This is a genomic window from Halorarum halophilum (genome assembly GCF_013401515.1).
GTDB lineage: Archaea > Halobacteriota > Halobacteria > Halobacteriales > Haloferacaceae > Halorarum > Halorarum halophilum.
The window spans coordinates 268,525-292,488 of record NZ_CP058529.1; the positions used below are offsets into that span (position 1 = coordinate 268,525).

Annotated in this window: 25 protein-coding genes and 1 tRNA gene; 13 read left to right on the forward strand and 13 right to left on the reverse strand. The window is 67.1% G+C overall.

Features of this window, described 5'->3' with window-relative positions:
- The 4 genes from HUG10_RS01400 to HUG10_RS01415 form a co-directional block, all read right to left on the reverse strand.
- On the reverse strand, positions 1-471 hold the full coding sequence (locus HUG10_RS01400) for a 6-pyruvoyl trahydropterin synthase family protein (protein WP_179167850.1): 471 nt from the start codon (positions 469-471) through the stop codon (positions 1-3).
- Between the two features lie 76 nt (positions 472-547).
- A tRNA-Gln gene (locus HUG10_RS01405) sits at positions 548-620 on the reverse strand.
- Positions 621-948: 328 nt separating this feature from the next.
- The gene (locus HUG10_RS01410) at positions 949-1,383 is read right to left on the reverse strand and encodes a metal-dependent transcriptional regulator (RefSeq protein WP_179167851.1); all 435 of its coding nucleotides are present in this window, start codon (positions 1,381-1,383) and stop codon (positions 949-951) included.
- Complete coding sequence (locus HUG10_RS01415) at positions 1,380-1,868, reverse strand: ferritin-like domain-containing protein (protein WP_179167852.1); 489 nt, start codon at positions 1,866-1,868, stop codon at positions 1,380-1,382. The genes HUG10_RS01410 and HUG10_RS01415 overlap by 4 nt, the downstream gene beginning before the upstream one ends.
- 139 nt (positions 1,869-2,007) lie before the next feature.
- Here HUG10_RS01415 and HUG10_RS01420 point away from each other — a divergent pair, with 139 nt between their 5' ends.
- Together HUG10_RS01420 and HUG10_RS01425 are read left to right on the forward strand one after the other, a co-directional pair.
- Positions 2,008-3,210 (forward strand): MFS transporter, encoded by a 1,203-nt coding sequence (locus HUG10_RS01420; RefSeq protein WP_179167853.1) that lies wholly within the window; start codon positions 2,008-2,010, stop codon positions 3,208-3,210.
- A gap of 104 nt (positions 3,211-3,314) precedes the next feature.
- On the forward strand, positions 3,315-4,328 hold the full coding sequence (locus tag HUG10_RS01425) for a sodium:calcium antiporter (protein ID WP_179167854.1): 1,014 nt from the start codon (positions 3,315-3,317) through the stop codon (positions 4,326-4,328).
- Positions 4,329-4,498: 170 nt separating this feature from the next.
- Here the strand turns inward: HUG10_RS01425 and sufD are convergent, their stop codons facing one another.
- From sufD to HUG10_RS01445, 4 genes are all read right to left on the reverse strand, one after another.
- Positions 4,499-5,716, reverse strand: a complete 1,218-nt coding sequence (gene sufD / locus HUG10_RS01430) for a Fe-S cluster assembly protein SufD (protein ID WP_179167855.1) — start codon at positions 5,714-5,716, stop codon at positions 4,499-4,501.
- The gene (gene sufB / locus HUG10_RS01435; protein WP_179167856.1) at positions 5,713-7,143 is read right to left on the reverse strand and encodes a Fe-S cluster assembly protein SufB; all 1,431 of its coding nucleotides are present in this window, start codon (positions 7,141-7,143) and stop codon (positions 5,713-5,715) included. Before sufB ends, sufD begins: the two co-directional genes overlap by 4 nt.
- A 57-nt stretch (positions 7,144-7,200) precedes the next feature.
- Positions 7,201-8,112 carry an ABC transporter ATP-binding protein gene (locus HUG10_RS01440; RefSeq protein WP_179167857.1) on the reverse strand — a complete coding sequence of 304 codons (912 nt, stop codon included), beginning with the start codon at positions 8,110-8,112 and terminating at the stop codon, positions 7,201-7,203.
- A 124-nt stretch (positions 8,113-8,236) separates the two neighbouring features.
- Complete coding sequence (locus HUG10_RS01445; protein WP_179167858.1) at positions 8,237-10,975, reverse strand: DNA-directed DNA polymerase; 2,739 nt, start codon at positions 10,973-10,975, stop codon at positions 8,237-8,239.
- A 130-nt stretch (positions 10,976-11,105) separates the two neighbouring features.
- Between HUG10_RS01445 and HUG10_RS01450 the strand changes: the two genes are divergently transcribed.
- From HUG10_RS01450 to HUG10_RS01460, 3 genes are read left to right on the forward strand one after another with little or no spacing between them, the layout of a single operon-like run.
- Positions 11,106-11,282 carry a DUF7331 family protein gene (locus HUG10_RS01450; RefSeq protein ID WP_179167859.1) on the forward strand — a complete coding sequence of 59 codons (177 nt, stop codon included), beginning with the start codon at positions 11,106-11,108 and terminating at the stop codon, positions 11,280-11,282.
- Positions 11,283-11,326: 44 nt separating this feature from the next.
- A complete protein-coding gene (locus tag HUG10_RS01455; RefSeq protein WP_179167860.1) occupies positions 11,327-11,707 on the forward strand; it encodes a DUF7322 domain-containing protein in 381 nt (126 codons plus the stop codon).
- A 38-nt stretch (positions 11,708-11,745) separates the two neighbouring features.
- Entirely contained in the window at positions 11,746-12,165 is a 420-nt protein-coding gene (locus HUG10_RS01460) for a DUF7346 family protein (RefSeq protein ID WP_179167861.1), read from the forward strand.
- Positions 12,166-12,185: 20 nt separating this feature from the next.
- Here HUG10_RS01460 and rad50 read toward each other — a convergent pair whose 3' ends face one another.
- From rad50 to HUG10_RS01480, 4 genes are all read right to left on the reverse strand, one after another.
- On the reverse strand, positions 12,186-14,876 hold the full coding sequence (gene rad50 / locus HUG10_RS01465; RefSeq protein ID WP_179167862.1) for a DNA double-strand break repair ATPase Rad50: 2,691 nt from the start codon (positions 14,874-14,876) through the stop codon (positions 12,186-12,188).
- Complete coding sequence (gene mre11, locus HUG10_RS01470; protein ID WP_179167863.1) at positions 14,873-16,279, reverse strand: DNA double-strand break repair protein Mre11; 1,407 nt, start codon at positions 16,277-16,279, stop codon at positions 14,873-14,875. The genes rad50 and mre11 overlap by 4 nt, the downstream gene beginning before the upstream one ends.
- A complete protein-coding gene (locus tag HUG10_RS01475) occupies positions 16,276-16,620 on the reverse strand; it encodes a hypothetical protein (protein WP_179167864.1) in 345 nt (114 codons plus the stop codon). The genes mre11 and HUG10_RS01475 overlap by 4 nt, the downstream gene beginning before the upstream one ends.
- 70 nt (positions 16,621-16,690) lie before the next feature.
- Positions 16,691-16,960 (reverse strand): MarR family transcriptional regulator, encoded by a 270-nt coding sequence (locus HUG10_RS01480; RefSeq protein ID WP_179167865.1) that lies wholly within the window; start codon positions 16,958-16,960, stop codon positions 16,691-16,693.
- A 125-nt stretch (positions 16,961-17,085) separates the two neighbouring features.
- On the opposite strand from HUG10_RS01480, the gene pan1 reads away from it, so the two are divergent.
- From pan1 to HUG10_RS01495, 3 genes are all read left to right on the forward strand, one after another.
- Positions 17,086-18,303 carry a proteasome-activating nucleotidase Pan1 gene (gene pan1 / locus HUG10_RS01485; protein WP_179167866.1) on the forward strand — a complete coding sequence of 406 codons (1,218 nt, stop codon included), beginning with the start codon at positions 17,086-17,088 and terminating at the stop codon, positions 18,301-18,303.
- A 286-nt stretch (positions 18,304-18,589) separates the two neighbouring features.
- Entirely contained in the window at positions 18,590-19,273 is a 684-nt protein-coding gene (nth, locus tag HUG10_RS01490) for an endonuclease III (protein ID WP_179167867.1), read from the forward strand.
- A gap of 141 nt (positions 19,274-19,414) precedes the next feature.
- Positions 19,415-19,627 (forward strand): hypothetical protein, encoded by a 213-nt coding sequence (locus HUG10_RS01495; protein WP_179167868.1) that lies wholly within the window; start codon positions 19,415-19,417, stop codon positions 19,625-19,627.
- A 54-nt stretch (positions 19,628-19,681) separates the two neighbouring features.
- Here HUG10_RS01495 and HUG10_RS01500 read toward each other — a convergent pair whose 3' ends face one another.
- Complete coding sequence (locus HUG10_RS01500) at positions 19,682-20,167, reverse strand: DUF7321 family protein (protein WP_179167869.1); 486 nt, start codon at positions 20,165-20,167, stop codon at positions 19,682-19,684.
- An 86-nt stretch (positions 20,168-20,253) separates the two neighbouring features.
- Here HUG10_RS01500 and HUG10_RS01505 point away from each other — a divergent pair, with 86 nt between their 5' ends.
- The 5 genes from HUG10_RS01505 (at position 20,254) to HUG10_RS01525 (ending at position 23,882) form a co-directional block, all read left to right on the forward strand.
- Entirely contained in the window at positions 20,254-21,198 is a 945-nt protein-coding gene (locus tag HUG10_RS01505; protein ID WP_179167870.1) for a DUF7319 domain-containing protein, read from the forward strand.
- A gap of 78 nt (positions 21,199-21,276) precedes the next feature.
- A complete protein-coding gene (locus tag HUG10_RS01510; protein ID WP_179167871.1) occupies positions 21,277-21,921 on the forward strand; it encodes a plastocyanin/azurin family copper-binding protein in 645 nt (214 codons plus the stop codon).
- A gap of 3 nt (positions 21,922-21,924) precedes the next feature.
- Complete coding sequence (locus tag HUG10_RS01515) at positions 21,925-22,311, forward strand: DUF7318 family protein (protein ID WP_179167872.1); 387 nt, start codon at positions 21,925-21,927, stop codon at positions 22,309-22,311.
- A 1-nt stretch (position 22,312) separates the two neighbouring features.
- Positions 22,313-23,119: a cytochrome b gene (locus tag HUG10_RS01520; RefSeq protein WP_179167873.1), complete on the forward strand. Its 807-nt coding sequence runs from the start codon at positions 22,313-22,315 to the stop codon at positions 23,117-23,119.
- Between the two features lie 4 nt (positions 23,120-23,123).
- Positions 23,124-23,882 (forward strand): cytochrome bc complex cytochrome b subunit, encoded by a 759-nt coding sequence (locus HUG10_RS01525; protein ID WP_179167874.1) that lies wholly within the window; start codon positions 23,124-23,126, stop codon positions 23,880-23,882.
- Positions 23,883-23,964: the final 82 nt, after the last annotated feature.

Consider the following 23,964-nt stretch of genomic DNA (forward strand, 5'->3'; position numbering starts at 1 on the left):
TCACTCCAGCATCCCGCCGCCGCACAGTTCGGCGGTCTCACGGACGTCGACGGCGATGGACGAGACCGTCTCCGGGAGTTCCGCACGGAGTCGCTCCTCGAGGAGGACGCTCATCATCTCGGCCGTCGGCGGAACGTCGAGGACGACGAGCGAGTCGGCGTCACCGCTCGCCTCGAACGCCTCGACGAGGGGGTCGCCCTCCTCCACGAGGAATCGATGATCCCAGCCGTCGATGACGTCCGTAACGTCCCCCTTGTCGGCGATCCACCCCTCCTCGGTGAGCGTTCCCCGAAGTCGGACCTCTATCTCGTAGTTGTGTCCGTGCGGTCGACTGCACTTGCCGTCGTGGTGGAGAAGCCGGTGCCCAGCCGAGATTCGAATCGGACGGTCCCTCCCCACGTGGAGCGTCCGAGTGACCGACTCTCCTCGATGAATATGCCCTGGGCCTTCTTCGGGTATGTTCTGAGACATACTCGGGTATTACCAGTCTTGGGCTTAGTTCCACTGGTCGGTGCCGTTGCTCCGGAGTCATCGGGCCGGAACGGGATAGTCCCGGGCGGATTCGAACCGCCGTCAACGGCTCCAAAGGCCGTTATGATTGGCCACTACACCACGGGACTGCTCACGTCGTCCGTAGCCCCGTTCGACTCGTAAACGCTTCGCGTTCACGGACCACTACGGGGCGACCGCTGCGGACGTCACTACCTCCGGACGAAACTAAGCGGTTCCGGAACGCGGTCAGGCCCGGCGGATGTCGAACCCGTCGCACTCCGGACACTGCTGTCTGTTCATCTGGAACCCCTCTCCACACCCCTGACATTCGAATGCGGCCGGCTGTTCGCCCTCGAGGCCCACGAACCGTCGCAGCCGGCTTGCAACGCTCCCACCCATAGAACTTGATGGCCACACTCGGTCCCACCCCTTAACTCCCGCGGGTCGGTCCGTGACTCAGTCCGCGGGGTTCTCCTGTTCGACCTCGAGATACCGACACGCGTCGGTCTTCGCGTCGAAGCAGTCGGGACACTCCGAGGAGCGGTCGATGATCGTGTCGAGGCGTTCCGCGACCGTGTCGTCGATTACCGCCTCGAGCGAGCGGGCCTCCGCGCGGAACTCCTCGACCTCGAGGACGTTCGCGAGGAACCGCTCGATGATGCAGTAGTTCTGGATGGCGTCCCGCGCGCGGAGGATGCCGTCGTCCGTGAGGCTCACCCCCTTGTACTTCTCGTGTTCCGCGAGGCCGCGGCCCTCCAGTTTCCCGATCATCTCGTTCGCGCTCGCGGGGCTGACGTCCAGCGCGTCCGCGACCGCGCCGGTCGACGCCGGGCCGTCGTCCATCTCCTGAACCAGGTAGATCGCCTTGAGGTACTGATCTGCAGTGTTCATACTCGTCGCTCCATGATGTCGGTCACTTCCTCGACGCCCTCCGCCTCCTCCTCGCGGATCTCCCGAAGCGTCGCGAGCAGGCGGTCCCGGTCGACCGAGAACCGCGAGTCGCTCCCCTCGACCGCCCCGATGAGGTCGTCGTAGAACTTGTACGCCGTCTCCTCGTTGCACAGCTGGTCGTAGAGCAGGCCGTCGAAGTCTTCCGGTTTGGTCTGCCCGTACTGCGCCTCGACCAGCGCCTCGATCTCCTCGTAGGACACCGACTCCGCGTCGAGTTCCTCGATGATGTCCTCGAGGCGTTCGCGGTGTTCGGCGGACTCCTCCGCCGCGTGTTCGAGCAGCGCCTCGATCTCGTCGTCGAAGTCCCCGTCCAGTTCCCGGTAGTGGTGGGTGGACCGTGCCTCGACCACCTCCTCCAGCACCACGCCGATCTGGAGCAGCCTGGCGAGCTGGTGGTCGGAGGTGACCTGCTGGCCGACGCTCATCGGCGGATCGCTCCCGTCGCGCGCTCGGCGAACGATACGGAACTCATTGACCGCATCTCGGGTGACGGGAGACTTAAACGGTTCCCTCGCCGTGTCGATTCGCCAACGCTCAAGCCCCGGCCCCCCCAACGCCGAACCGATGACGGACCGACGGGACCGGGTCGCGCTCGCGACGGTGGTGTTCGCCGTCATGCTGGCCCAGACGCTCGTCTACCCGGGCGTCGATCTCCTCGCGGTCGAACTCGGGGGGACGGGCGTCGCGGCCCCCACGCTGTTCCTCTCGGTGGAGTTCGCCGCGTTCGTCCTCTTCGCGGGCGGGTGGGGCGCATTGAGCGACGCGACGTCCCGCCGCCGGCCGCTCGTCGTCGCGGGGGCGTTCGGCGGCGCCGCGGGCTATCTCGGGCTGGCGGTGCTTCCCGCCGCCACGGGCCTTCCGTTCGTCGGCGCGCTCCTCCTGCGCGGCCTGCAGGGCGCGCTCACGGTCGGCGCCTTCTCGCTCGCGATGAGCGCGCTCGCCGACCTGGGCGGCGGAAACGGCCGGAACATGGGCGCCGCGGGCATCGCCATAGGTCTGGGAACCGCGATCGGCGCGCCGCTCGGCGGACAACTGTACGAGGTCTCCGTCTTCTGGCCGCTGTACGCCGCCGCCGGCCTCCTCGCCATCGCCGGTCTGCTCGCGCTCCCCGTTCCCGACAGGGCGCCCTCCGGCGGAAGCGAGCGCGGCCTGGGCGCGCTCGTCCGCGGGCTCCGCGAACGCGGCGATCTGGTCGTCCCGTACGCGTTCGCGTTCGTCGACAGGCTCACGGCCGGCTTCTTCGCCCTCGTCGGGACGCTGTACTTCCGCGAGGAGTTCGGCCTCGGTCCCGCCGAGACCGGCCTCCTGCTCGCGGCGTTCTTCGCCCCGTTCGCGCTCCTCCAGTACCCGTTCGGCGTGCTCTCCGACCGGGTCGGACGCGTCGTCCCGGTCGCGGTCGGTTCGGCGACGTTCGGCCTCGCAGTGATCGCCGTCGGGTTCGCCCCGACGCCGACGCTCGCCGCGGTCGGGATGGTGGCCGTCGGCGTGCTCGGCGCGCTCATGGCCCCTGCCACGCTCGCACTCGTCGTCGACCTCGCCGGCGACGACGAGCGGGGCGTGGCGGTCGCGGGGTTCAACGCCGCCGGCAGCCTGGGGTTCCTCGCAGGGTCGCTCGTCGGCGGCGGCGTCGCCGCGACGTTCGGCTACCTCGCGGCGTTCGGCGTCGCAGGCGGGCTGGAGGTGCTCGTCGCGCTGGCGACGCTGCCGGCGCTGCTCAGGCTGGGACGGCGGACCGGGCGGACCGCGGTGTTCGGATCGGGCGACTGACGGTTCGCTCGACATCCGCGGCGGTGGCGCGTGGCGGCGCTGGTGATGCGGGCGTGTGTATCGTGCCACCCAAATGATAACGTATCGCATACACGAGTACGGATATGGGACCCGAATCGTTCGTAGTCGACTCGGTGCTCCTCTCCGCGCTCGTCTTCCTCGTCGGGGTCGGGGTGGTACTCGTGAGCGTCGAGAAGTTCATCGAGTACGTCGCCGAGGCTGCGCTCCACTTCGGTGTGTCCGCCTTCCTTCTCACGGTTCTGTTCGCCGGTGCGGATATCGAAAACGCGGCGCTCGCGCTCGCCGCGATGGGCGGGGATCTCCCCGATGTCGCCCTCGGGGTGGTGCTCGGCGTTGGTGTGTTCGTGCTCACGTTCACCGTTGGTCTCGCGGGCGTGCTAACGCCGTTCGAGGTTTCCACCCCCCGGCCGTATCTCGCCATCACGTTGGCGTCCCCCACCCTCGTTCTCGTCTTGTCACTGGATGGAACGCTCTCACGAATGGATGGTGCGGTTCTCTTCGTCGCATACCTGCCGATACTGTTGCTTCTGTATCGATGGGAGACGAGCGGCGAGACACGGTACTTCGACGACGAGGGACTCGAAGCGGAGTTTAGAGCGGACCGCGAAACGGGTGAGACAGCGAGCACGAACCCGCGATCATCGACGCTCCGGGCGAAACTGCTCGCGTTGGTACTGGTGTTTGCGACGGTGGTGGGCATGACGATCGGGGCGGAGGCCACAGTCATCGGTGCGCGGGGGCTGCTTGCAGCCTCCGGTCTCTCGGGGTTGGCGTTCGGTGCGACGATACTGGCGGTCATCGCCAGTCTCGAAGAGATCCTGCTCACTGTCGAACCCGTGCGTCGCAATCGGCCGGAGATCGGCGTGGGAAACGTGATAGGGAGCGTCCTGTTCTTCGTCACAGCGAACGTGGGCGTTATCGCGCTTGTCCGCCCGATCACCGTCACGCAGGCGGTGTTTTCGATTCACTGGCCGTTTCTCGTCGGCTCCTTGCTGGTGGTGCTCGCACTCTTCTATCGAGGCGAAGTGACGCGAGCGGGCGGGACGTTGTTACTTCTCCTGTACGGTGCGTACTGGCTAGCGATCTACGTGCTCTGATCCCGGGGTGCGTTTACCCCTCGAAATGGGGGACAAGTATCCGCTGGAGTGCCCGGTTCCTACCCTGTACGTAGCAATCGGTAGCTCGACTGCGTTGAGCGATTCGAAAGAAACTTACCACAACTCGGGATTTCGACGGAAGCGAACGAATCGAAAAACGAAGCGACCGTTCAGTCCAGCCGCTGCCGGATGAGCTCCTCAATGTCGTCGCGGAGCTCGTCGACCTCGACCTCCTCGAGGACGGGCACGAAGAAGCCCTTCACGAGCATGTTCCGGGCGGTCCGCTCGGGGATCGAGCGGGACGTCATGTAGAAGAGGTCCTCCCGGTCGACCTGCCCGACCGTGGCGGAGTGGGACGCCTCGGTGTCGTGGTTGTGGATGATGAGCTTCGGGGAGGCGTCCGCCTCCGACTCGTCGCTCAGCATCAGGGTGTTCTCGCGCTGGTAACTCGAGGTGTCCCAGGCGTCGCGGCCGACGTCCTGGACGCCCTCGTACACCGAGCGGGCCCGCTCGTCGAGCACGCCGCGCGTGACGAGGTCGGCGGTCGTGTGCTCGGCGTTGTGCCAGACGCGGGCGTTCACGTCGAAGTGCTGGTCGCCGTGGCCGAAGAACGCCCCGACGATCTTCGTCTCTGAGGAGTCGCCGTTCAGCTCGGTCTCGATGTCCGAGCGGGTGAGCCGGGAGCCGAGGTTCCCCTCGATCCAGCTCACCGTCGCGTAGCGGTCGGCGTCGCCGCGCTTCAGCGAGTACGTGTACACGTCCTCGTCGAGGTCCTGGAGCGAACCGTACTGGACGTACGCGTTCTCGCCGGTGACGATCTCGACGACGTTACTGAAGTAGCGCTCGCCGTCGGCCGGCGGCTCGCTCTCCCCGTTCGAGATCCGTTCGAGGATCGTCGCGGAGGCGTTCTCCTCGGCGACGACGAGCGTGTGGCTGAACAGCGACTGGCTGTTCATCTCGGCACGGACCTTCACGTCCTCGGCGTCGACGCCCTTCGGTACGTGGATGACCGTGCCGGTGGTGAACAGCGCCGCCGAGAGCGCCGTCAGGTAGTTGCTCTCCGGGTCGACGACCGAGCCCAAGTGCTCCTCGATGAGGTCGCCGTGCTCGTCGAGTGCCTCGGCGAACGAGAGCACGGTCGCGCCCTCGGCGCTGACGCGCTCGGTCTCGTCGCTCTGGTTCAGCGGGTCGACGAGGTTCTCGAACTCGAGGTTCTCGAGGTTCGTCCACCGCCGGCCGGGCGTCTGGATGACGTCCGGCAGGTCCAGTTCGTCGAGCGCGCGGAACGCTTCGAGGCGGCGTTCGAGCAGCCACTCGGGCTCCCCTCGTTCCTCCGAGATGGTGTGGATGGTGTCCTCGGAGATGCTCAGTGGCACCTGCGTGCTCATCCGAGCGACCCCTCCATCTCGAGTTCCACGAGGCGGTTGAGCTCGACCGCGTACTCTATGGGCAGTTCCTCCGTGATCGGCTCGATGAAGCCCGAGACGATCATCTGCTTCGCGTCGTCGTCGTCGAGACCGCGCGACTGGAGGTAGAACACGTCCTCGTCGCCGATCTTGCCGACGGTCGCCTCGTGGGCGACGTCGACCTTCGACTCGTTGATCTCCATGTACGGCATCGTGTCGGAGGTCGACTCGTTGTCGAACATCAGCGCGTCACACTCGACCGCGGTCGAGGAGTTCTCCGCGCCGTCGGCGATGTGGACGAGGCCGCGGTAGTTCGTCCGGCCGCCGTCCTTCGAGATGGACTTCGACTCGATGGTCGACTTCGTGTTCGGGGCGTTGTGGTACACCTTCGCGCCGGTGTCGATGTTCTGGCCCTCGCCGGCGAACGCGATGGTGATGTGGTTGTCGCTCGCGCCGCGGCCCTTCAGGATGGAGGAGGGGTACAGCATCGTCGCCTTCGAGCCCATGGAGCCCGAGATCCACTCCATGCGGCCGCCCTTCTCCACGATGGCACGCTTGGTGTTGAGGTTGTACGTGTTCTTCGACCAGTTCTGGACGGTCGAGTACTGGACGTGCGCGTCGTCCTTCACGAACACCTCGACGCCGCCCGAGTGGAGGTTGAACGCCGAGTACTTCGGCGCCGAGCAGCCCTCGATGTAGTGGACCTCCGAGCCCGGCTCCGCGATGATGAGCGTGTGCTCGAACTGGCCCATCCCCTCGGAGTTCATGCGGAAGTACGCCTGAACCGGCATGTCGACGGTCGTGTCCTCCGGGACGTAGACGAACGACCCGCCGGACCAGACGGCGCCGTGGAGCGCGGCGAACTTGTTGTCGCTCGGCGGCACGCACGTCGTCATGAAGTGCTCGCGGACGAGCTCCTCGTGCTCCTGGACGGCCTCGTCCATGTTGCAGAAGACGACGCCCTTGTCCTCCCAGCGCTCCTGCATGTTCTGGTAGACGACCTCGGACTCGTACTGGGCGCCGACGCCCGAGAGCGCGTTCTTCTCGGCCTCCGGGATGCCCAGTTTGTCGAACGTGTCCTTGATCTCGTCGGGGAGTTCGGTCCAGTCGTCGACGCCGCCGCGCGTGTCGACGTCCGGCCGGATGTACGGGACGATCTCGTCCACGTCGACCTCGCTGAGGTCGGGCTGGCCGGGCCAGTCGGTCGGCATCGGCATGGCGTGGAACTGCTTGAGCGCGCGCAGGCGGCGCTCGTACATCCACTCCGGCTCGTCCTTGTCCTCCGAGATCGCTCGGATGGTCTCCTCGTTGAGGCCCTTCTCGGTCTGGAACGCCGACTTCTCCTCCTTCTTGAAGTCGAAGCGGTCCTCCGTGTCGGTCTCCTTTAGATGGTCTTGATCTGAACTCATGTCTTGTCTCTGATTTACGTCCGAACGGTTATTAGACTGTTTAGTACCCGAATCCGATTACGCGGTGCCGTACACCTCGTCGCGGACCCAGTCGTACCCCTCGTCCTCGAGATCCTGCGCGAGCGATGCGTCGCCGCTCTTGGCGATCTTCCCGTCGAGCATGATGTGCACGTGGTCCGGCTCGACGTAGTCGAGGATGCGCTGGTAGTGGGTGATCTGCAGGATGCCGGTGCCCTGCTCGTCGCGCAGGGCGTTGATGCCCTTGGAGACGTCCTGCAGGCGGTCGATGTCCAGCCCGGAGTCGATCTCGTCGAGCACGGCGATGGTCGGCTCGAGGATGGCCGCCTGGAGCACCTCGTTCTGCTTCTTCTCCCCGCCGGAGAAGCCGGCGTTGAGGTAGCGCGAGGCGAACTTCTCGTCCATGTCGAGCAGCTCCATCTTCTCCTTCAGGAGCTGCTGGAACTCGGCGACGCCGATCTCGCCCTCGTCGATGTCCCCCTCCATCGGGGAGGTGTCGTAGCCCGCTTCCTCCTCTTCCTCGTCGGTCTCGTCCTCGTCCTCGAACAGCTCCTCGCGCTCCTCGAGCTTCGCGTTGAGCGCCTGGCGGAGGAAGTTCGTCATCGTGACGCCCTCGATCTCCGCGGGGTACTGGAAGGCGAGGAAGATGCCGAGCGCGGCGCGCTCGTTCGGCTCCAGTTCGAGCAGGTTCCAGGTGTAGTCGTCCTCGTCCAGCTCTACGTCCAGGTCCGACACGTCCTCGTCCTCGAGGTGGAGCAGGACCTCCCCGTCCGTGACCTCGTAGGCCGGGTGGCCCGCGATGACCTTCGCCGTCGTGGACTTCCCGGAGCCGTTCGGGCCCATCAGCGCGTGGATCTCTCCGCTGTTCACCTCGAGGTCGACGCCCCGGAGGATCTCCTCCCCCGTCTCGGCGACTTCCGCCTGCAGGTTGCTCAGTTCGAGTGTTGCCATGTGGTGAATTCCCTCGTACGCGGAGATGGGGCTCTTCGGGGGTTAATGGTTTCGCATCCGCGCGTGTGAAATCCTCTCACACGAACTTTCTTTTCCGAATCGGAAATTGAAAGGCCGCGTCCGATTACACGAACGAGCCGAGCCCCGTCTGCTCCTGGCCGGTCTTGACCTCGTCCCAGGACATCCCGAGCGCCTCGATGACGCGGGCGATGGGGCCCTTCAGGGTCTTGTCGAGCATCTTGTCCCAGTCGACCTCGAACTCGTCGGGCACCTCGTCGGCGTACTCGAAGCAGATGACGTCCGGGTTCCGCTTGAACTCCCCGTACAGCGGGTCGGCCTGCGGGTCCAGTCCCCGCACCGACTCCATGCGGCGGAAGAACTCGGGGTGGACCTTCTCGATGTAGAGCCGCTTCGGTTTCGACCCGCGCTGGAAGTTGGTGCCGAGCAGCAGGTTCGCGTACTTCGCCCCGCGGACCTGCGCCGTGTCGGTGTCGTAGTTCTCCAGCCGTTTCCCGATGCCGCCGGGGATGCCGATCTCCTCGAGGTCGACGTCGCCCTCGCTGAACCGGGCGATCTCGTCGTGGACGTACTCCTTCACCTTCCCGTGATCCTCCCCGTAGACGATCATCTCGATGACCTCGCGCTGGACCCGCTTCGTGATGGGGGCGATGTCCGAGCGCTTGTACTCAAACCCCGTGATGTCGACGTCGTCGACGTCCTTCCCCTCCTTCCAGACGATGTGGCCGGCGTAGCGCTTCTTCTTGCCCGCCTGGAAGAAGCGCCGATAGAGCTTCTCGAACTCGATCTGGAAGCGGTGCTCCTCGGCGTCGAGTTCCTCCAGCGCGAAGTCGTCGTAGCGGCCGTTGATGTGCGCCTCGATGTCGAACGACTGCTCGATGGCCTCCTCTGTGGAGACGTCGGGGCCGAGTTCCAGCATGACGGAGTCGGTGTCCCCGTACGCCACCTCGTGGCCAATCTCGTTGGCGGCCTCCTCGGTGAACTCGATGACGCGGCGGCCCATCGCGGTGATCGCTGCCGCGTTCTCCTTGTCGTACAGCCGGAACCGCTCCCAGCCGGAGACGCCGTACAGCGAGTTCATGATGACCTTCACCGCGGCCTGCTGCCGGTCGAACTGCTGGTAGGCGTCCGAGCCCGGTTCGTGGTCGTCCCGGGCGGCCTTCTTCTGGTCGCGCTCGGCCAGCAGTTCGTCGACCATCTCGCGCATCATCCCGTCCGGCTCCTTCCGGAACCGGGTGCCGTTGGGCGCCCGGTACGTCTCGCCGTCGTACGCCTCGGGGTCCTCGACGATGGTCTCGGGCGAGGCGTTGATGGTCACCATGCACATCGGGTACAGCGACTTCAGGTCGAGCACGGTGACGTTCTCGCGGACACCGGTGATGGGCTCGAAGACGGCGCCGCCCTCGAACTCCTCGCCCTCCTGCTGGCCCTTCGTCGGGAGCACGAACTCGCCGAACGCCTTGTGGAGGACGTACATGTCCACCGCGTCGCCGGGCGTCGTCGCGTCCTCGAGCTGGCAGCCGACGAGCTTCCGGGACTCGTTCCAGAACGTGATGACGTCGCCCTTTTTGTCGATCTCGACGCAGAGCTCCACGTCGCGAACGTTGTACTCGAGGAGCCGCTCGGGGTCCTGTTCCCAGAGGTCGCCGATGTCGCCCGTGTAGCGTTCCTTCCCGACGTCGAGTTCGACCTCGCCGACGGCGTCGAGCCGGTAGGAGTCGAGTTCCGAACGCTGGGTCCGCTGGTAGGCGTACAGCAGGTCGAAGACGACCCGCCCCTTCACGTCCGGGCCGCCCCACCCGGAGCGCCACGTCTCGTTCACGCGGGAGAGCCGGTCGGGCGAGAGGTCGTGCTCGCTCGCCCCGTCGAGCACCTCGCACCTGTCGAGGAAGTACGGCGCGTCGAAGTCCTCGAAGTTCCAGCCGGTGAGCACGTCCGGGTCCGTCTCGGTCACGTACTCGATGAACGCGTCGAGCATCGCGTCTTCTTCCGCGAACGTCCGGATCTCGATCTCGGTTTCATCCCGATACGGCTCGTACGTCCCCAGTTCCTCGGGAGCGAGCGCCGTGCCGTCGGGCGCGTCGTACAGCCACGCCACGTACTCGTCGCGGTACGAGTCGTGGCTCGTGAGACAGACGATGGGCTCCTCGCCGTCCTCAGGGAAGCCGTTGCGGTCGTCGACCTCGATGTCGAACGTGTTCACGCGGATGTCGGCGTCCACCTCGGCGGGTTCGAGGTGCCCCGGGAACACCTGGAGCCGGCCGTCGTCGAGGCGGCGCTCCTCGACTCGGATGCCCGAACTGACGCCGTTGTCGATGAGGAAGCGGTTCGGGAACAGGATGTCCGCCTCGTACGTCCGCCCGAAGTCCTCGCGGATCTGCCCGACGTCGCGCGGGGTCTTCGCGATCACCTTCGTCACGCGCTCGCCCCGGATGCTCTCGAAGGGGTCCTCGCCGTCGTCGCCGCGCGTGCGCTCGCGGGTGGCGACGACGACGTCGTACTCCTCGGTAAGGTCCCGGCCCTCGATGTCGGCCGTCGGGACGTAGAAGTACGGTTCCGTCCCGAGCACTCGGACGTGCTCGACCGTGTTGTCGCGGGTTCGTCCGAACACGTTGACGACCGGATACTCCGTCGCGCCGCTCCCCTCGACGGTGTAGTCCACCGCGGTCACCATCAGTTCGAGCGTCCCTTCCGATTCCGGCACCCGGATGTCCTGCGCGTCGACGACCTCGTTGACGTGCCCCGCCCCGTCGCCCGCCACGAAGGCGGCCTCCTCGTCGGGTCGCTCGCCGCCGCCCCCGTCCGCGTCGGGCGGGGCGAAGTCCGTGAGGCTCGCGTTCGTCATGTCCGCGGCTTCGTCGCACCCGGCTAAAAAGCCCGCCCTTCGCCCCGCGTTCGGCCCCGATCACCGCCGGGGTCGCCGGCTGTTCGTACGGAAAGCATTTACCGTGCCACCGTATACCACGGGATACCCAATGAGCGACCCAACTGACTCTACGCGGGATAGCACGGGCGCGGACGAGCGCCCGGACGAGGCCGTCGAGACGGTCGAGGCGTACGAGGACGACGGTCGGGTCGTGCTCTACGACGCGGCGAACCCACTCGCCTGGGTCGAAGCGAGCCTCGCCGTCTCGCTCAGCGAACTCGCCTGAGCGCGGAACGAACCCTTTTCACCGGCATCGCCGTAGCGGCAGTCGTGTTCGACGAGGACGACGACGAGGAGTTCCCCTTCGCGGAACCCGACCCCGAGGAGCGGTGGGGGAACCCCGAGGAGGACCTCGTCTCGATCCCGAAGCAGGAGGTCCCGGAGGTCGAGAACCCCGCCGACCGCCTTCCCGACGCGAGCGAGGCGGACCCCGAGGTCCAACTGGCGTTCTGGACCGCGGTGGTCTACGCCAACGTGGCCCTCTTCGGCGTCTCGTTCGGCCTGATGCTGATCGGGTTCCGCGGGCAGTGGCGGTGGGGCGGCGGGGCCGTGCTCGTCGGCCTGCTCGCCGGTATCCGGGTGTACCAGACGTATCGGTCGTTCCGGAATCGCGACCGCGACGGGGACGACTCAGACCTCGACTCCTCCTGACCGACACGGCTTTCGGTCGCCGCCCCCTCCCACCGTCCGTGCAGTCAGTCCGCGACGAGGACGGAACCCGCTACATCCTGCTCAAGCGGTCCGCGGAGTCGAGCCGCGTCCGCGACCCGGAGACGGGCGAGGAGCGGTACGTCCCGAACGAGCGACTCACGTCGGGGGAGGAGTCCCCGCTGGCGATCGCCGCGACTGGCGTTCCCGAGGAGGTTCGCCGTGCGGTGCTGGCGTGCCGGGACGACCGCGCGCTCGGCCTGCTCGTCGAGTTCGTCGACCGCGGGCCGCTCGCGGTGCGGACGCTCCTCGACGGATACGACCTCTGCGAGTCGGACCTCCACGGCCTCGTCGCCGAGTTCCGGGCGGCCGGACTGCTCGACGAGACCACGGTCGCCGGCGAACGCGGCTACGAGCCGACTGACGCCGCCCGCGATGCGGTCCGTCGATTTCGGGAGTAACGGTTCCCGGACGGATAGTCTCAGTCGTCGGCGACGGCGTCGAGGTCCGCGAGCGACGCCTCGTCGGTTCGCTCGACGGACGATCGGTTCGTCGTCGGGTTCTTCTCCACCCGCACGAGGTCGTCGGCCGCGCCGACGAGTTCGTCGTCGTGGCTCACGATGAGGATCTGCCGGACGCCGAAGCCACGCATCTCGTCGACCAGGTCGACCAGCCGGGAGACGTGGCCCGAGTCGAGGAACACGGTCGGCTCGTCGAGGATGAGCGGCGGCGTCGGCGCCGCACCCTCGATTCCCTCCGCGAGGAGGCGGTAGATGGCACACCTGAGCGAGAGGTTGAACAGCGCGCGTTCCCCGCCCGAGAGCTGTTCGGGGTCGAGCGGCTCGCCGTCCTTCTGGTAGACGGTGAGCGCGTACTCGCCGTCCAGTTCGATGTGCGAGTAGGCGTCGTTGGCGTACACGAGGTCGAACGTCTCGTTGAGCATCCGTTCGAGGCTCTCGACGTTCCGGCGGCGGAGCTCCGCCCGGAGGTCGCCGTACATCGCCTCGAGCTCCTCCGACTCCTCGTGGACCGATTCGAGCGCGGCGACCCGCTCGGCCAGATCGTCGTGGCGCTCCCGGAGCTCCTCCAGTTCGTCCAGTTCGCGCTCGACGGCGCCGATGGCGCTCGTGAGTTCGTCCCGACGCTCGGCGAGTTGCTCCAGCGTCCCCGACACCTGCTCGATGTACGACTCGGCGTTCGAGAGACGCTCGCGCGCCGTCTCGACCTGGTCCTCGTCGAACCCCTCCCGGAGTTCGTCGCGCCGGTCGCGCTTCCCCGCGAGGAACTCCCGCCGCTCGCCGTTCCGGTCCGCGAGGTCCGACCGGCGCTCCTCCAGGCGTTCGATCTCGGTCTCCGCGTCGGCGATGGCCTCGCGCGTCGATTCGACACCGTCGATCCGGTCGCGGTCGGCGTCGAGCTCCTCCAGCTCTTCGTCGATTTCGGCGACCCGATCGCGGGCCGCCTCGGCCTGCTCGGCCTTCCGTTCCGCGATCTCGCGTTTCTCCTCGGCCCGGTCGTCGAGTTCCCCGGCCTCCTCGCGGAGCGTCTCGGCGCGGTCCCGCTTCTCCTCGATCTCGGCGCGCTTCTCCTCGATGCCGTCCTCGACGAGCCGGCGCGTGCTCTCCAGTTCGCCGATGCGGTTCCCGGCCTCGACGAGCTCTTCCGCGCGGGCGAGTTCGGACTCGAGTTCGGACTCGCGTTCCCGCAGGTCCGCCAGCTCGTCCTCCAGGTCGCTCACGCGTTCGCGATCCTCGGCGAGCGTGTCCACGTGCGGGGAGTCGTCTACTGGCTGGCCGCACTCGGGGCACTTCCCCTCCTCGAGGAGCGCCTCGGCCTCCTCGACGCTGGCTCGCGCGGTCGAGAGCGACGCCGTGACCTCGGTGACGTCGTCCCTGAGGTCGTCGAGTTCCTCGCGGACGCCGTCGCGGTGTGACTCGGCCTCGCCCGGTCCGACGGGCGCATCCTCGAACGTCGCCTCCAGCTCCTCGCGTTCGGCGTCGAGCTCGGAGAGGGAGTCCTCCCGCTCCGAGAGCGTCTCCCGTGCCGACTCCACGTCGTCGTCGAGCGTCCCCGCCTCGTCGCGCTTCTCGTCGGCGCGCTTCGCGTCGTCGTCGGCGCGCTCGGCGAGGTTTGTCGACTGGTTCTCGAACGCCGTGGCCTCGTTCCGGGCCTCGTCACGGTCGGCGCGGAGGTCGGCTTCGCGTTCATCCAGCTCGGCCCGCCGTTCCTCGATCGCCGCTTCGGACGCCTCGTCGAGCTGGGTCTCCGCGACCCGCTCAGAGAGCTTCTCCCGCAGTGTCGCCAGCCGGTCGCGTGTCTCACCTACCGTCGAGGCGAGTTCCTCGCGCTCGGCCTCTCCCTCGCGGATCGCGGACTCGAGCTCCTCGATGTCCGCCTCGACCGACTCGAGCTCCTCCCGTTTCTCCTCGTACCGGTCGAGGACGTCGCGAGCCTCCTCTCGGGTCGACTCCGCCTTCGAACGCTGTTCCTCGTAGCGCTCGACGTTCGCGTCCAGTTCCTTCAGGTCGGACTGGAGCCCGTTCAGTCGGTCGTGGAGGTCGGCCTCCTCCTTCTCCTCGAGCTGGTCGGCCACCGTCGAGAGCGCGCCGCGCTTCTCGCCGAGCACGTCCTCGACGCCGAGCCTCGCGTCGGCCGCCCGCTCGCGGTACTCCTCGAGCTTCCCGAGCTGGAGCAGGTCGTCGATCATGTCCTGACGCCCGCTCGGCGTCGCATTGATGAGCTTGTTCACCTCGCCCTGCCGGACGTACGCGCAGTTGACGAACGCCTCCGCGTCCATGCGGAGCAGGTCGACCACGAACGACCGGACCTCGGTCGCGCCGTCCCGTGTTACCGTGCCGTCGTTCCCCTCCAGGGTGCACGTCGTCGTCTGGATCTGATCGCCGTACCGCTTCACTTCGCGGTGGATGTGGTAGGACTCGCCCTCGTGGGTGAACCAGAGTTCGACCTCGGTCTCGTCGGCACCGTTGGTCACGACGTCCTCGAGCGTTCCGTCGAGTCCAGCCGATCCGTAGAGGGCGAAGAAACACGCCTCCAGCAGCGAGGACTTCCCGCTCCCGTTCAGCCCGTGGATGACCGTCACGCCCTCGGAGAGCCGGAGGTCGGTGTCGGCGTACGGCTTGAAGTTCCGCAGGCGCACGCGGTCGAACCTCATTCGAAGTCCTCCATCGTGACCTGTCCGTCCGCCGCCCGGTTGGGTTCGTGCCGCCCGGACGGGTCGGCTCCCTCCTCCGCCGCGTCCGATTCGGTTTCAGGGGCGGGTTCGGTCTCCGTGGTGTCGGCCGGGCCGTCGGCGGCCTCCGATGCTGGCTCGTCCCCTCCGTCGAGGGGGTCCGTCGAACCGGGTTCGTCCGCTACGGGCTCGTCGCTTCCCTCGTCAGGTCCATCGACCTCTACGGCTCCCTCGACTTCCTCGGTTTCCTCGTCCACTTCCGGTCGCTCGGCGCGCTCGACCGCGACCCGGAACTCCTCGCCCTCGAAGCGCTCCTCGACCCGCCGTTTCACGTCCCGGCGGACGTTCGTGTCGGCCGCCTCGCCGCGAACGACGTCGTCGATGTCGTGGGCGACCGTCGAGAGCCCGAGTTCACCGACGCGCTCGCGGACGGCGGCGTCCGGGTCGGCGAAGTTCACCGACACCTCCGCTTCGGTGTCGACCTCGCGGCGATCCGTCACGCGGGCGATGAGCGCGCCGCGCTCGGCTGCGAACTCCTCGACTGCCGCCGGGGCGATTGGCTCACCGTCGCCGGTGACCTCCACGACTACCACCGCGTCGGAAACGTCGTGCTCTCGGATCCGGTCACGGACCCTACTGACCCCCTCGGCGGGCCCGAGTTCGGCCTCGACGAACACGAACGAGCGCGTCTCGAGCGCGCGCCGGCGGATGTCGACCTCACCGTCGGCGAACTGGACGATGTTGTACCCGCGCCCGTCGCGTTCGCTCGCGCTCGCGCGCTCGGTCGAGCCACAGTAGGTGACCCAGGTGTCGAGTACCTCCGCAGTATCCGGTGTGTGGTTGTCCCCGAGCAGTATCGCGTCGAAGTCGACGGTCGCCTCCTCGAGCACCGTTTCCGTGTCCCAGTTCCCGTGCGTGAACGGCTCGAACAGCCCGTGTCCGACGAGCGTGGCGTGATTCGTGTCGTGGGGTGCGAACTCGTAGTCGAGGCGGTCGCGCCGCGACTCCGGAACGTGGTCGAGTCCGTAGAAGGCGGTGTCCCCGACCGTCACCGGTTCGGCGCCGAGCCGCGTCGCCAGCCCGAGCGACTCATAGAGGTCGAGCCACTGGCCCACGCGGGTGGACTCGTGGTTTCCGACGATCGCGAGGAACGGGATGTCGGCGTCGTCGAGTTCGCGGAGCGCCGACAGGGTCCCGAGGAGGTCCGGCAACTCCGGCCGTCGGTCGTGGAACAGGTCGCCAGCGTGAACGACGGCGTCGACTCCCTCGTCGATCGCGTCCGCGACGACCTGCTCGAACGCGGCGAGGAAGTCCCGGCGACGATCCGGCGAGTGGTACTGCCGGTAGCCGATGTGGGTGTCGCCGGTGTGGATGACCCGCGTCATGTAGTCTCCTCGGGGAGTACTGGCTCGCTCGACATAAGCCCCTCGTGACCGTGGCGGAAGTGGTCCGACGCGGCCGCCCGGTATGCGTCGACGGCATCCAGAACGGTGTTACCCCGAGCCACGACGTCCGGGCGTCCGTGGCGCTCGGCGGCGCCGACGGCGCGTTCGAGTTCGGCGAACCCGTCGGCGTCGGCGAACCGGGCCGCCTCGCGTACGTCCTCGACTGCGGCCTCCCCCCGTCGAACCGTAGCCTCCGACCGGTCGACCGTGGCCGATGCTCGCGGGTCGACGACGAGTTGACGGAGGGCGTGCTTTACGGACTCGACTCGTTCCTCGCTCACGAGTGGACTGGTCCCGCCATCGCTGAAAAACGTTCGGCGGCCCGGGGGACGCGTAGCCGGGCCGGGTCGGTTAGATCGAAAGCGTGTAGAGTCGTTTTCGCGCGTCCGAGAAGGAGAATCGGGAATCGACGGCTCCGACCTCCTCGAGCCGCGAGAGCGCGTATCGTACCGTGCGCGGCGGCAGCAGCGTCTCCTCCGCGAGCTGGCTCTGCGTCAGCGTGTCCTCGTACTCGAGTACCTTGGCGACCAGTTTTGCGCTCGGGGGGAGGTCCTCCACGGCCTCCCAGCTGGTCGCGTCCCCCTCGCCCGTCGTTACGGCCTCCGTGTCGGAAACTCCCATCGTGTACTGTGCAAGGGAATGCCGGAAGATAATACTTACCATCTATTCTGATTACTACTGGGAATTTACCCTCGAACTCCGTCCCCACCCGAAGCCTCTTATTAGTGTCCGCCCTAATCCCTCCGATGACCGATACGGTCGACGACGTCGACATGCCATACGACGAGGAGTCGACGTCGCGTCAGGAGCGGATCGAGGCCCTGGAGGAACGGCTGGAGGTCCTCGAGTCCCAGAACGAAGAGATGCGTGACAAGCTCCTGGATGCGAACGCCGAGAACAACAAGTACCAGCAGAAGCTGGAGCGGCTGACTCACGAGAACAAGAAGCTCAAGCAGTCGCCGTTGTTCGTGGCGACGGTCCAGGAACTCAACGACGAAGGCGTCGTAATCAAACAGCACGGGAACAACCAGGAGGCGCTCACCGAGGTCACCGACGAGATGCGCGACGACCTCGAGCCGGACGACCGCGTCGCGGTCAACAACTCCCTCTCGGTCGTGAAGAAGCTCGAGAAGGAGACCGACGTCCGCGCCCGCGTGATGCAGGTCGAGCACTCGCCGGACGTGACCTACGAGGACATCGGCGGCCTCGAGGAGCAGATGAACGAGGTCCGCGAGACGGTAGAGATGCCGCTGAAGAGCCCGGAGATGTTCACCGACGTGGGCATCCAGCCGCCGAGCGGCGTCCTGCTGCACGGCCCGCCGGGCACCGGCAAGACGCTGCTCGCGAAGGCCGTCGCGAACCAGACGGACGCGACGTTCATCAAGATGGCCGGCTCCGAACTCGTCCACAAGTTCATCGGCGAGGGCGCGAAGCTGGTCCGCGACCTGTTCGAGGTCGCGCGCGAGAACGAGCCCGCGGTGCTGTTCATCGACGAGATCGACGCCATCGCCTCGAAGCGGACTGACTCGAAGACCTCGGGCGACGCGGAGGTCCAGCGGACGATGATGCAGCTGCTCGCGGAGATGGACGGCTTCGACGAGCGCGGCGAGATCCGCATCATCGCCGCCACCAACCGCTTCGACATGCTCGACCCCGCAATCCTCCGGCCGGGCCGCTTCGACCGCCTCATCGAGGTGCCCAAGCCGAACGACGAGGGTCGGGAGATCATCTTCCGCATCCACACCCGCGACATGAACGTCGCGGACGACGTCGACTTCGGCAAGCTCGCGGAGATGGCCTCGGACGCCTCGGGTGCGGACGTGAAGGCCATGTGCACCGAGGCGGGGATGTTCGCCATCCGCGAGGACCGGACCGAGGTCCGGATGGCCGACTTCCGCGAAGCGTGGGAGAAGATCTCGCGGACCGAGGACACCTCGGGCGGCGACTCGCTCGCGTTCGCGTAACCCGGGCGCCGACCACTTTTTCCGGACGCTCGCTGCGGTCCTTCGGTTTACACTCGACGCCAGCGTGAGCGTCGTGACTTCGCCGGTCAGAACAGGAGGTACGGGAGTCCGAAGAGCAGCAGCGTCATGACCGCGAGGATGAGCCCGTAGCCCGCCACCGCGCCGAGCGCCGCGCGAAACGATTCGTGGCTGTAGTCCATACGTCGCGGTTCGCGCGCCCTCACAAAACCCTTCCCCCAGGGGCGGAATCGGACCACTCAACACCCGCCACGCCGTGCGCGGGTTCATGGGAACGCCGCTCGATTCGCGGGACGAACAGGTCCGCGAGGTACTCGACAGGCTCTACGACGAGTACCCGGACACGGACATCTCGCTCGACTTCTCCACGCGACTGGAACTGCTCGTCGCGGTCGTCCTCTCGGCCCAGTGCACCGACGAGCGCGTCAACCAGGTGACCGAGGAACTGTTCGAGAAGTACCGAACTGCGAGCGACTACGCCGGCGCCAGCGAGGAGGAGTTGGCCGACGACATCTACGGCATCACCTTCCACAACAGCAAGGCCGGCTACCTGAAGGGCATCGGCGAGATCCTGGTTGACGAGCACGACGGCGAGGTGCCGGATACGATGACCGCGCTCACCGACCTCCCGGGCGTCGGCCGCAAGACGGCGAACGTCGTGCTCCAGCACGCCCACGACGTCGTCGAGGGGATCGTCGTCGACACGCACGTCCAGCGGCTCTCCAGGCGACTCGGCCTCACCGAGGAGGAACGACCCGGGGCGATCGAGGAGGACCTGATCGGGGTCGTCCCGAAGGAGGACTGGCGGATGTTCACCCACCTCCTCATCAGCCACGGGCGCGCGACGTGCACGGCCAGGAATCCGGACTGCGACGACTGCGTGCTCGCGGACGTCTGTCCGTCGGAACGGGGGGATTCGGAGATCGACCTGGCCAGCGGCGAGCCCTGGTAGCTCGGAACGAACCGCCACTCGACTCCATGCCGATAACGTTCGACCCGACATCCGGCGAGTAACACCTGCAGTTGGTCGGTTACCGTCGCCGACCCCTCTTCGACCATCGGGCTTACCCGGTCGGAGTCCCAACCCCCGCACATGGCACGGGACGATGACGATGAGCACGGCATCGACATCGACGAGGACACGGACCTCGACACCGTCGACGACGGTCCGGAACCCGAGGAGGACGACCCAACGTCCGAGGGGGAGGTCGGTCGGGAGGATGCCGACGACGAGGTGCGCGAGGAACAGGCCGCGGATCAGGAGAACCCGGACGCCCACCGCGACGAGGAACCGTACCAGTCGTAACCCCGTCCGGTCGGCGGGGTTCTTCCCTCGCAGTTCGGCCGTCCGGGGACGTCGTCAGGCGACGTACCGGATGTAGAAGCGGAAGACCCCGACGAGGTACGCGAGCAGCCAGAAGAAGGTGTAGCCGAACACCCCGATACGGAGCCGACCGCGCCAGGCGCCCATGTTCTCGTGGAGGTCGTTCAGATCCACGTCGGGACCCGGATCGCTGTAGAGGTCCGCCGAGCGCTTCACCTGGAAGATGCGAACGATCCCGGTGAGCCCGAACGCGAGCAGCGCGTACGCCTGGAGGCCGAGGAACGCGTGAACCGCCGAGAGCCCGCTGAGCTGGGTGAAGATCCGGGGGGCCATCCAGAGGACGACCGGGACGGTGGTGAGCACCAGCCCCGGGAGGATGAACGAGAGGTGGTGGGTCAGCAGGTCCCAGGTCACGTTGTCCTGCTCCCGGTCGAGGAGTATCCACGCCCCGTAGAGGTAAAACGGGAAACTCGCCGTCACCATGAGCAACGCGACCGTGGCGACGGTCCAGTCTGCGACCATCGTCGGCCGCTACGACCGGTCCGGGGTAAAGCCCGCCGGTACGGAGGTCGCAACGCATATCCCGCCGCGAGGGCTAGCGTCGGACGATGAGCGACCCCGCCGAAGCACCCCCCGAGGACGGCCGAGACGAGGGGGAGTCCCCGACAGCACGGGACGGGGCAGACGCGGGAGCGGACCCGAACCCCGAGGAGGAGTCCGGTACTCCGGATCTCGACGCCCTGCGGGCGGAGGTCGAGGAGAAGTACGACTTCGATGACTTCCGCCCGGCGGACATGGCCGAGATGACCGACGCCGAGTGGGAGGCGGCGTTCGACCCGGACTCGTGGATCACGGGCCGGGACCTCCTCGACCGGGTCGAGAAGGACCTCCGGATGCGAATCGCCGATAGGACGGTGTTCGCGGTGCTCGAGCGCCGACACGACCCGGAGTCTGTCGTCGCCTACTCGGACGAGGGGTACGCCATCGTCTACGCGGACGGGAGCGTCGAGGGCGAGGGGACGGTGATGCGGGACGTCAAGCCGACGGTCGCGCTCTGCTCGATGGACTCCTACGAGGTCCGCGAACCCCCCGAGGAGTACGAACTGCCGACGCCGTCCGAGGTCGAGTCGGGGACGGGCGAGTTCGGGAACACGATGCTGCAGGCGGTGGCCGGGGCGCAGATCCTCGCCGGCCTGGGCCTGGGGGGTGCGTGGCTCCTCAGCCTCCTGCCCGGCGACCCGCTCGCGGGCGTCCCCTTCCTCCCGGAGTTCACCCTCACCTCGATCGTCGCCCCGGTGATGGCGACGTTCTTCCTGCTGTTCGGGGTGTTCCTGTTCGCCATCGTCGCGAACGCGCGGCTCTCGGATCGGTTCCGGGCCGAGGAGTACCGGGACCGCCTCCGGGCGGCCGGCATCACCGAGGGGGACGCGCCGGAGTTCGCGTCCTTCGAGGAGGTCGCGAACGAGGCGCTCACCGCGGCGCGTGAACGGGACGCACGGACGACTGGACGCCGGGATGCTGGGGGACACGAGACCGGCGAAACCGACGGATAGCGCACCGCCTCGCCCCGTTCGGGTCGGCGGGAAAGGTCGGTGGGTTTAAGCGCGGCGACTCCCGACACTCGAACACAGATGAAGAGGCGGGACTTTATCAGGAACGCCGGCGGAGCGACCGCCGCCCTCGGAGCCGGCGCGTCCGCGACCGCCGGCACCGCTGCCGCCCAGGAAGATGGCGGCGGGGGCGGCGGCCAGCAACCCGATTTCGGCGGCTACACCGACGACGCCCAAGGGGGGTCCTACGAGGACCTCCGCGGCCAGGGCGAGGTGACCATCGACGTCGGTGGCGGGGACGGCCTCGCGTTTCTGCCGACCGGGGTATGGATCGACAGCGGGACGACGGTGACGTTCGAGTGGAGCTCGGGTGGACACAACGTCCTGTTCGAGGAGGCCCCCGAAGGTGCCGGCGTGAGCGGTCACGAGGCCCTCGAGAACGAGGGGTTCTCCTTCGACATCACCTTCGACACCGGGGGCATCTACAAGTACTACTGCGAGCCCCACCGGCAGTCCGGGATGCAGGGCGCCATCGCCGTCGGCGAGGACGTCCCCACGGTGGCCGCCGGCGGCGGCGGCCCGAAGGAGCTCCACGATCTGGGCGTGCCCATCCAGGCGCACTGGGTCGGCTCGGCCACCGTGCTCGGCATCATCGTCAGCATCGTGTTCACGTTCTACGTGCTCAAGTACGGCGAGTCGGCCAACACCGGCACGGGGAGGCGCTGACCGATGTCCAGTTCCGGCTCCACCTACGGGGACATCCACCGGTACGAACCGGCCCGGGAGAGCACCGCGGCGACCCTCGCCATCGTGCTGCTCACGGTCGTCGAGGTCGTATTCGTGTTCATGTTCACCTACGGCCTCGTCGAGGGCTGGGCGCTCTCGGACACGGGGAACATGTTCCTCGGCGGGATCCTCGCGGTGGTGTTCATCGACCTCGCGTTCATCCTCGTCCTGTACCGCAAGGAGTTCCTCCCCGACGTGATCATCGTGAAGAAGCGGCGGCGCAAGTGGGAGGACCTCTACGTCCGCGAGGAGGACGCCGACGGCGCGGATATCGGCGTCGACGCGTGGGAACAGGTCAAGCGCGCCGTCTACCCCTACTACAAGCGATAGTATGAGTCTCCAAAAACAAGACGAACACGACCACAAGGCCTGGCTCGAGAACAAGGACCTGAGCCCCGTCGAGCGCGGGTTCCTCGTCTCGCTCATCTGGATGGACCAGCGGTTCCGCATCGTCGACTACCTGGAACTGCTGGAGACCCTCTACTACCGGGTCAACCTCCAGATGCCGAAGTCCCACACCGAACAGTACGATCTGGACAACAAGTTCTGGTACTGGTACCCGCTGTACACGCTGGGCTTCTTCAGCACGCTCGCGTACATCGTCGCGGCCATCTCCGGCGCACTTCTGGGGTTCTACTACAGCCCGGCGATCGGCGGAGCGGCTGGCGGGGAAGCCTCGGTCGCGTACAGCCAGATCGCGTTCATCATGCAGGACCTGCAGTTCGGCTTCATGCTGCGCTCGATCCACCGCTGGTCGGCGCAGGTGATGACCGCCGCGGTGTTCCTGCACATGCTCCGCGTCTACTTCACCGGCGGCTACAAGGAGCCGCGCGAACTGAACTGGCTGCTCGGCATCGTGCTCATCTCGCTCACGATGGTGTTCGGGTACACCGGCTACCTCCTGCCGTGGGACCAGCTCGCCTTCTGGGCCGGCCAGATCGGCGTGGAGATGGCACTGTCCATCCCGCTCGCCGGCGAGTGGGTCGCCCAGCTCCTCTTCGGCGGCTTCTCGCTGAGCCAGTCGACGCTGATGAGGATGTACATCCTGCACGTGTTCCTGCTCCCGTTCGTGGTGACGGCGCTCATCGCGCTCCACATCGGCATCGTCTGGGTGCAGGGCATCGCGGAACCCCACTAAACCAATGACCGACGACAACACCCCAGAGACGGACGGCGGCGGTACCGGAATCGTCGCGCCCGACGACGAGACGCCGACGTGGCGCGAGCGCAAGGAGCGCACGACTGGGCTCTCCAGGCTCACCTACGAGTACTTCGAGCGCGCCCGTCGGGAGGACGAGGACCTCCGACGCGAGTCGGACTACGTCGAGCGCGACGTGCTCGCGTTCCCGACGTGGCCCCACGAGATCGTGCGGAACCTCGCGATCAGCTCGTTCTTCGTAGGGATGATCATCTTCCTCTCGGCGACGCTCCCGCCCCACATCGGCGACCCCGCGAACCCGAACGTCACGCCCTCGATCATCCTGCCCGACTGGTACCTCTACTGGTCGTTCGGGCTGCTGAAGCTGGGTTACCTCAACCCGGAGCTGTCCATTCTGGGTGGGCAGAAACTGATGGCGGACCGGACGTACGGCGTGCTCGCGAACGTGGTCGTGGTCGGCTTCATCGCCATCGTCCCGTTCCTCAACAAGGGGAGCGCGCGACGCCCCGTCGAGCAGCCGCTCTGGGGCGCCATCGGCATCGCCGGCGTCACGTTCGCGCTCACCATCTCGGCGCTGTCGGTGCAGAACCTCATGCCGATGGACCTCCGCGTGCTGCAGGACCTGACGTTCCTCGCGCCGTTCGTCACCGGCTGCATCGCCTACGCCGTGCTCAAGACGATGCGCGAGGGGTACATGTACGACCTCAACCGGCGCTACTACCGGCTCCGTCCGCCGAAGTAACCGGGCGAAGGTTGTTCTCCCCCGTCGAATACCGTTCCACTCCCGTTTTCCGACCGTCGGTCCACCCGTTGGACGACCTCGC

Coding starts and splice junctions, on each gene's coding strand:
- HUG10_RS01400 (WP_179167850.1), bottom strand. CDS start 471: ATGTCTCAGAACATACCCGAAGAAGGCCCAGGGCATATTCATCGAGGA.
- HUG10_RS01410 (WP_179167851.1), bottom strand. CDS start 1,383: ATGAACACTGCAGATCAGTACCTCAAGGCGATCTACCTGGTTCAGGAG.
- HUG10_RS01415 (WP_179167852.1), bottom strand. CDS start 1,868: ATGAGCGTCGGCCAGCAGGTCACCTCCGACCACCAGCTCGCCAGGCTG.
- HUG10_RS01420 (WP_179167853.1), top strand. CDS start 2,008: ATGACGGACCGACGGGACCGGGTCGCGCTCGCGACGGTGGTGTTCGCC.
- HUG10_RS01425 (WP_179167854.1), top strand. CDS start 3,315: ATGGGACCCGAATCGTTCGTAGTCGACTCGGTGCTCCTCTCCGCGCTC.
- sufD (WP_179167855.1), bottom strand. CDS start 5,716: ATGAGCACGCAGGTGCCACTGAGCATCTCCGAGGACACCATCCACACC.
- sufB (WP_179167856.1), bottom strand. CDS start 7,143: ATGAGTTCAGATCAAGACCATCTAAAGGAGACCGACACGGAGGACCGC.
- HUG10_RS01440 (WP_179167857.1), bottom strand. CDS start 8,112: ATGGCAACACTCGAACTGAGCAACCTGCAGGCGGAAGTCGCCGAGACG.
- HUG10_RS01445 (WP_179167858.1), bottom strand. CDS start 10,975: ATGACGAACGCGAGCCTCACGGACTTCGCCCCGCCCGACGCGGACGGG.
- HUG10_RS01450 (WP_179167859.1), top strand. CDS start 11,106: ATGAGCGACCCAACTGACTCTACGCGGGATAGCACGGGCGCGGACGAG.
- rad50 (WP_179167862.1), bottom strand. CDS start 14,876: ATGAGGTTCGACCGCGTGCGCCTGCGGAACTTCAAGCCGTACGCCGAC.
- mre11 (WP_179167863.1), bottom strand. CDS start 16,279: ATGACGCGGGTCATCCACACCGGCGACACCCACATCGGCTACCGGCAG.
- HUG10_RS01480 (WP_179167865.1), bottom strand. CDS start 16,960: ATGGGAGTTTCCGACACGGAGGCCGTAACGACGGGCGAGGGGGACGCG.
- pan1 (WP_179167866.1), top strand. CDS start 17,086: ATGACCGATACGGTCGACGACGTCGACATGCCATACGACGAGGAGTCG.
- nth (WP_179167867.1), top strand. CDS start 18,590: ATGGGAACGCCGCTCGATTCGCGGGACGAACAGGTCCGCGAGGTACTC.
- HUG10_RS01495 (WP_179167868.1), top strand. CDS start 19,415: ATGGCACGGGACGATGACGATGAGCACGGCATCGACATCGACGAGGAC.
- HUG10_RS01500 (WP_179167869.1), bottom strand. CDS start 20,167: ATGGTCGCAGACTGGACCGTCGCCACGGTCGCGTTGCTCATGGTGACG.
- HUG10_RS01505 (WP_179167870.1), top strand. CDS start 20,254: ATGAGCGACCCCGCCGAAGCACCCCCCGAGGACGGCCGAGACGAGGGG.
- HUG10_RS01510 (WP_179167871.1), top strand. CDS start 21,277: ATGAAGAGGCGGGACTTTATCAGGAACGCCGGCGGAGCGACCGCCGCC.
- HUG10_RS01515 (WP_179167872.1), top strand. CDS start 21,925: ATGTCCAGTTCCGGCTCCACCTACGGGGACATCCACCGGTACGAACCG.
- HUG10_RS01520 (WP_179167873.1), top strand. CDS start 22,313: ATGAGTCTCCAAAAACAAGACGAACACGACCACAAGGCCTGGCTCGAG.
- HUG10_RS01525 (WP_179167874.1), top strand. CDS start 23,124: ATGACCGACGACAACACCCCAGAGACGGACGGCGGCGGTACCGGAATC.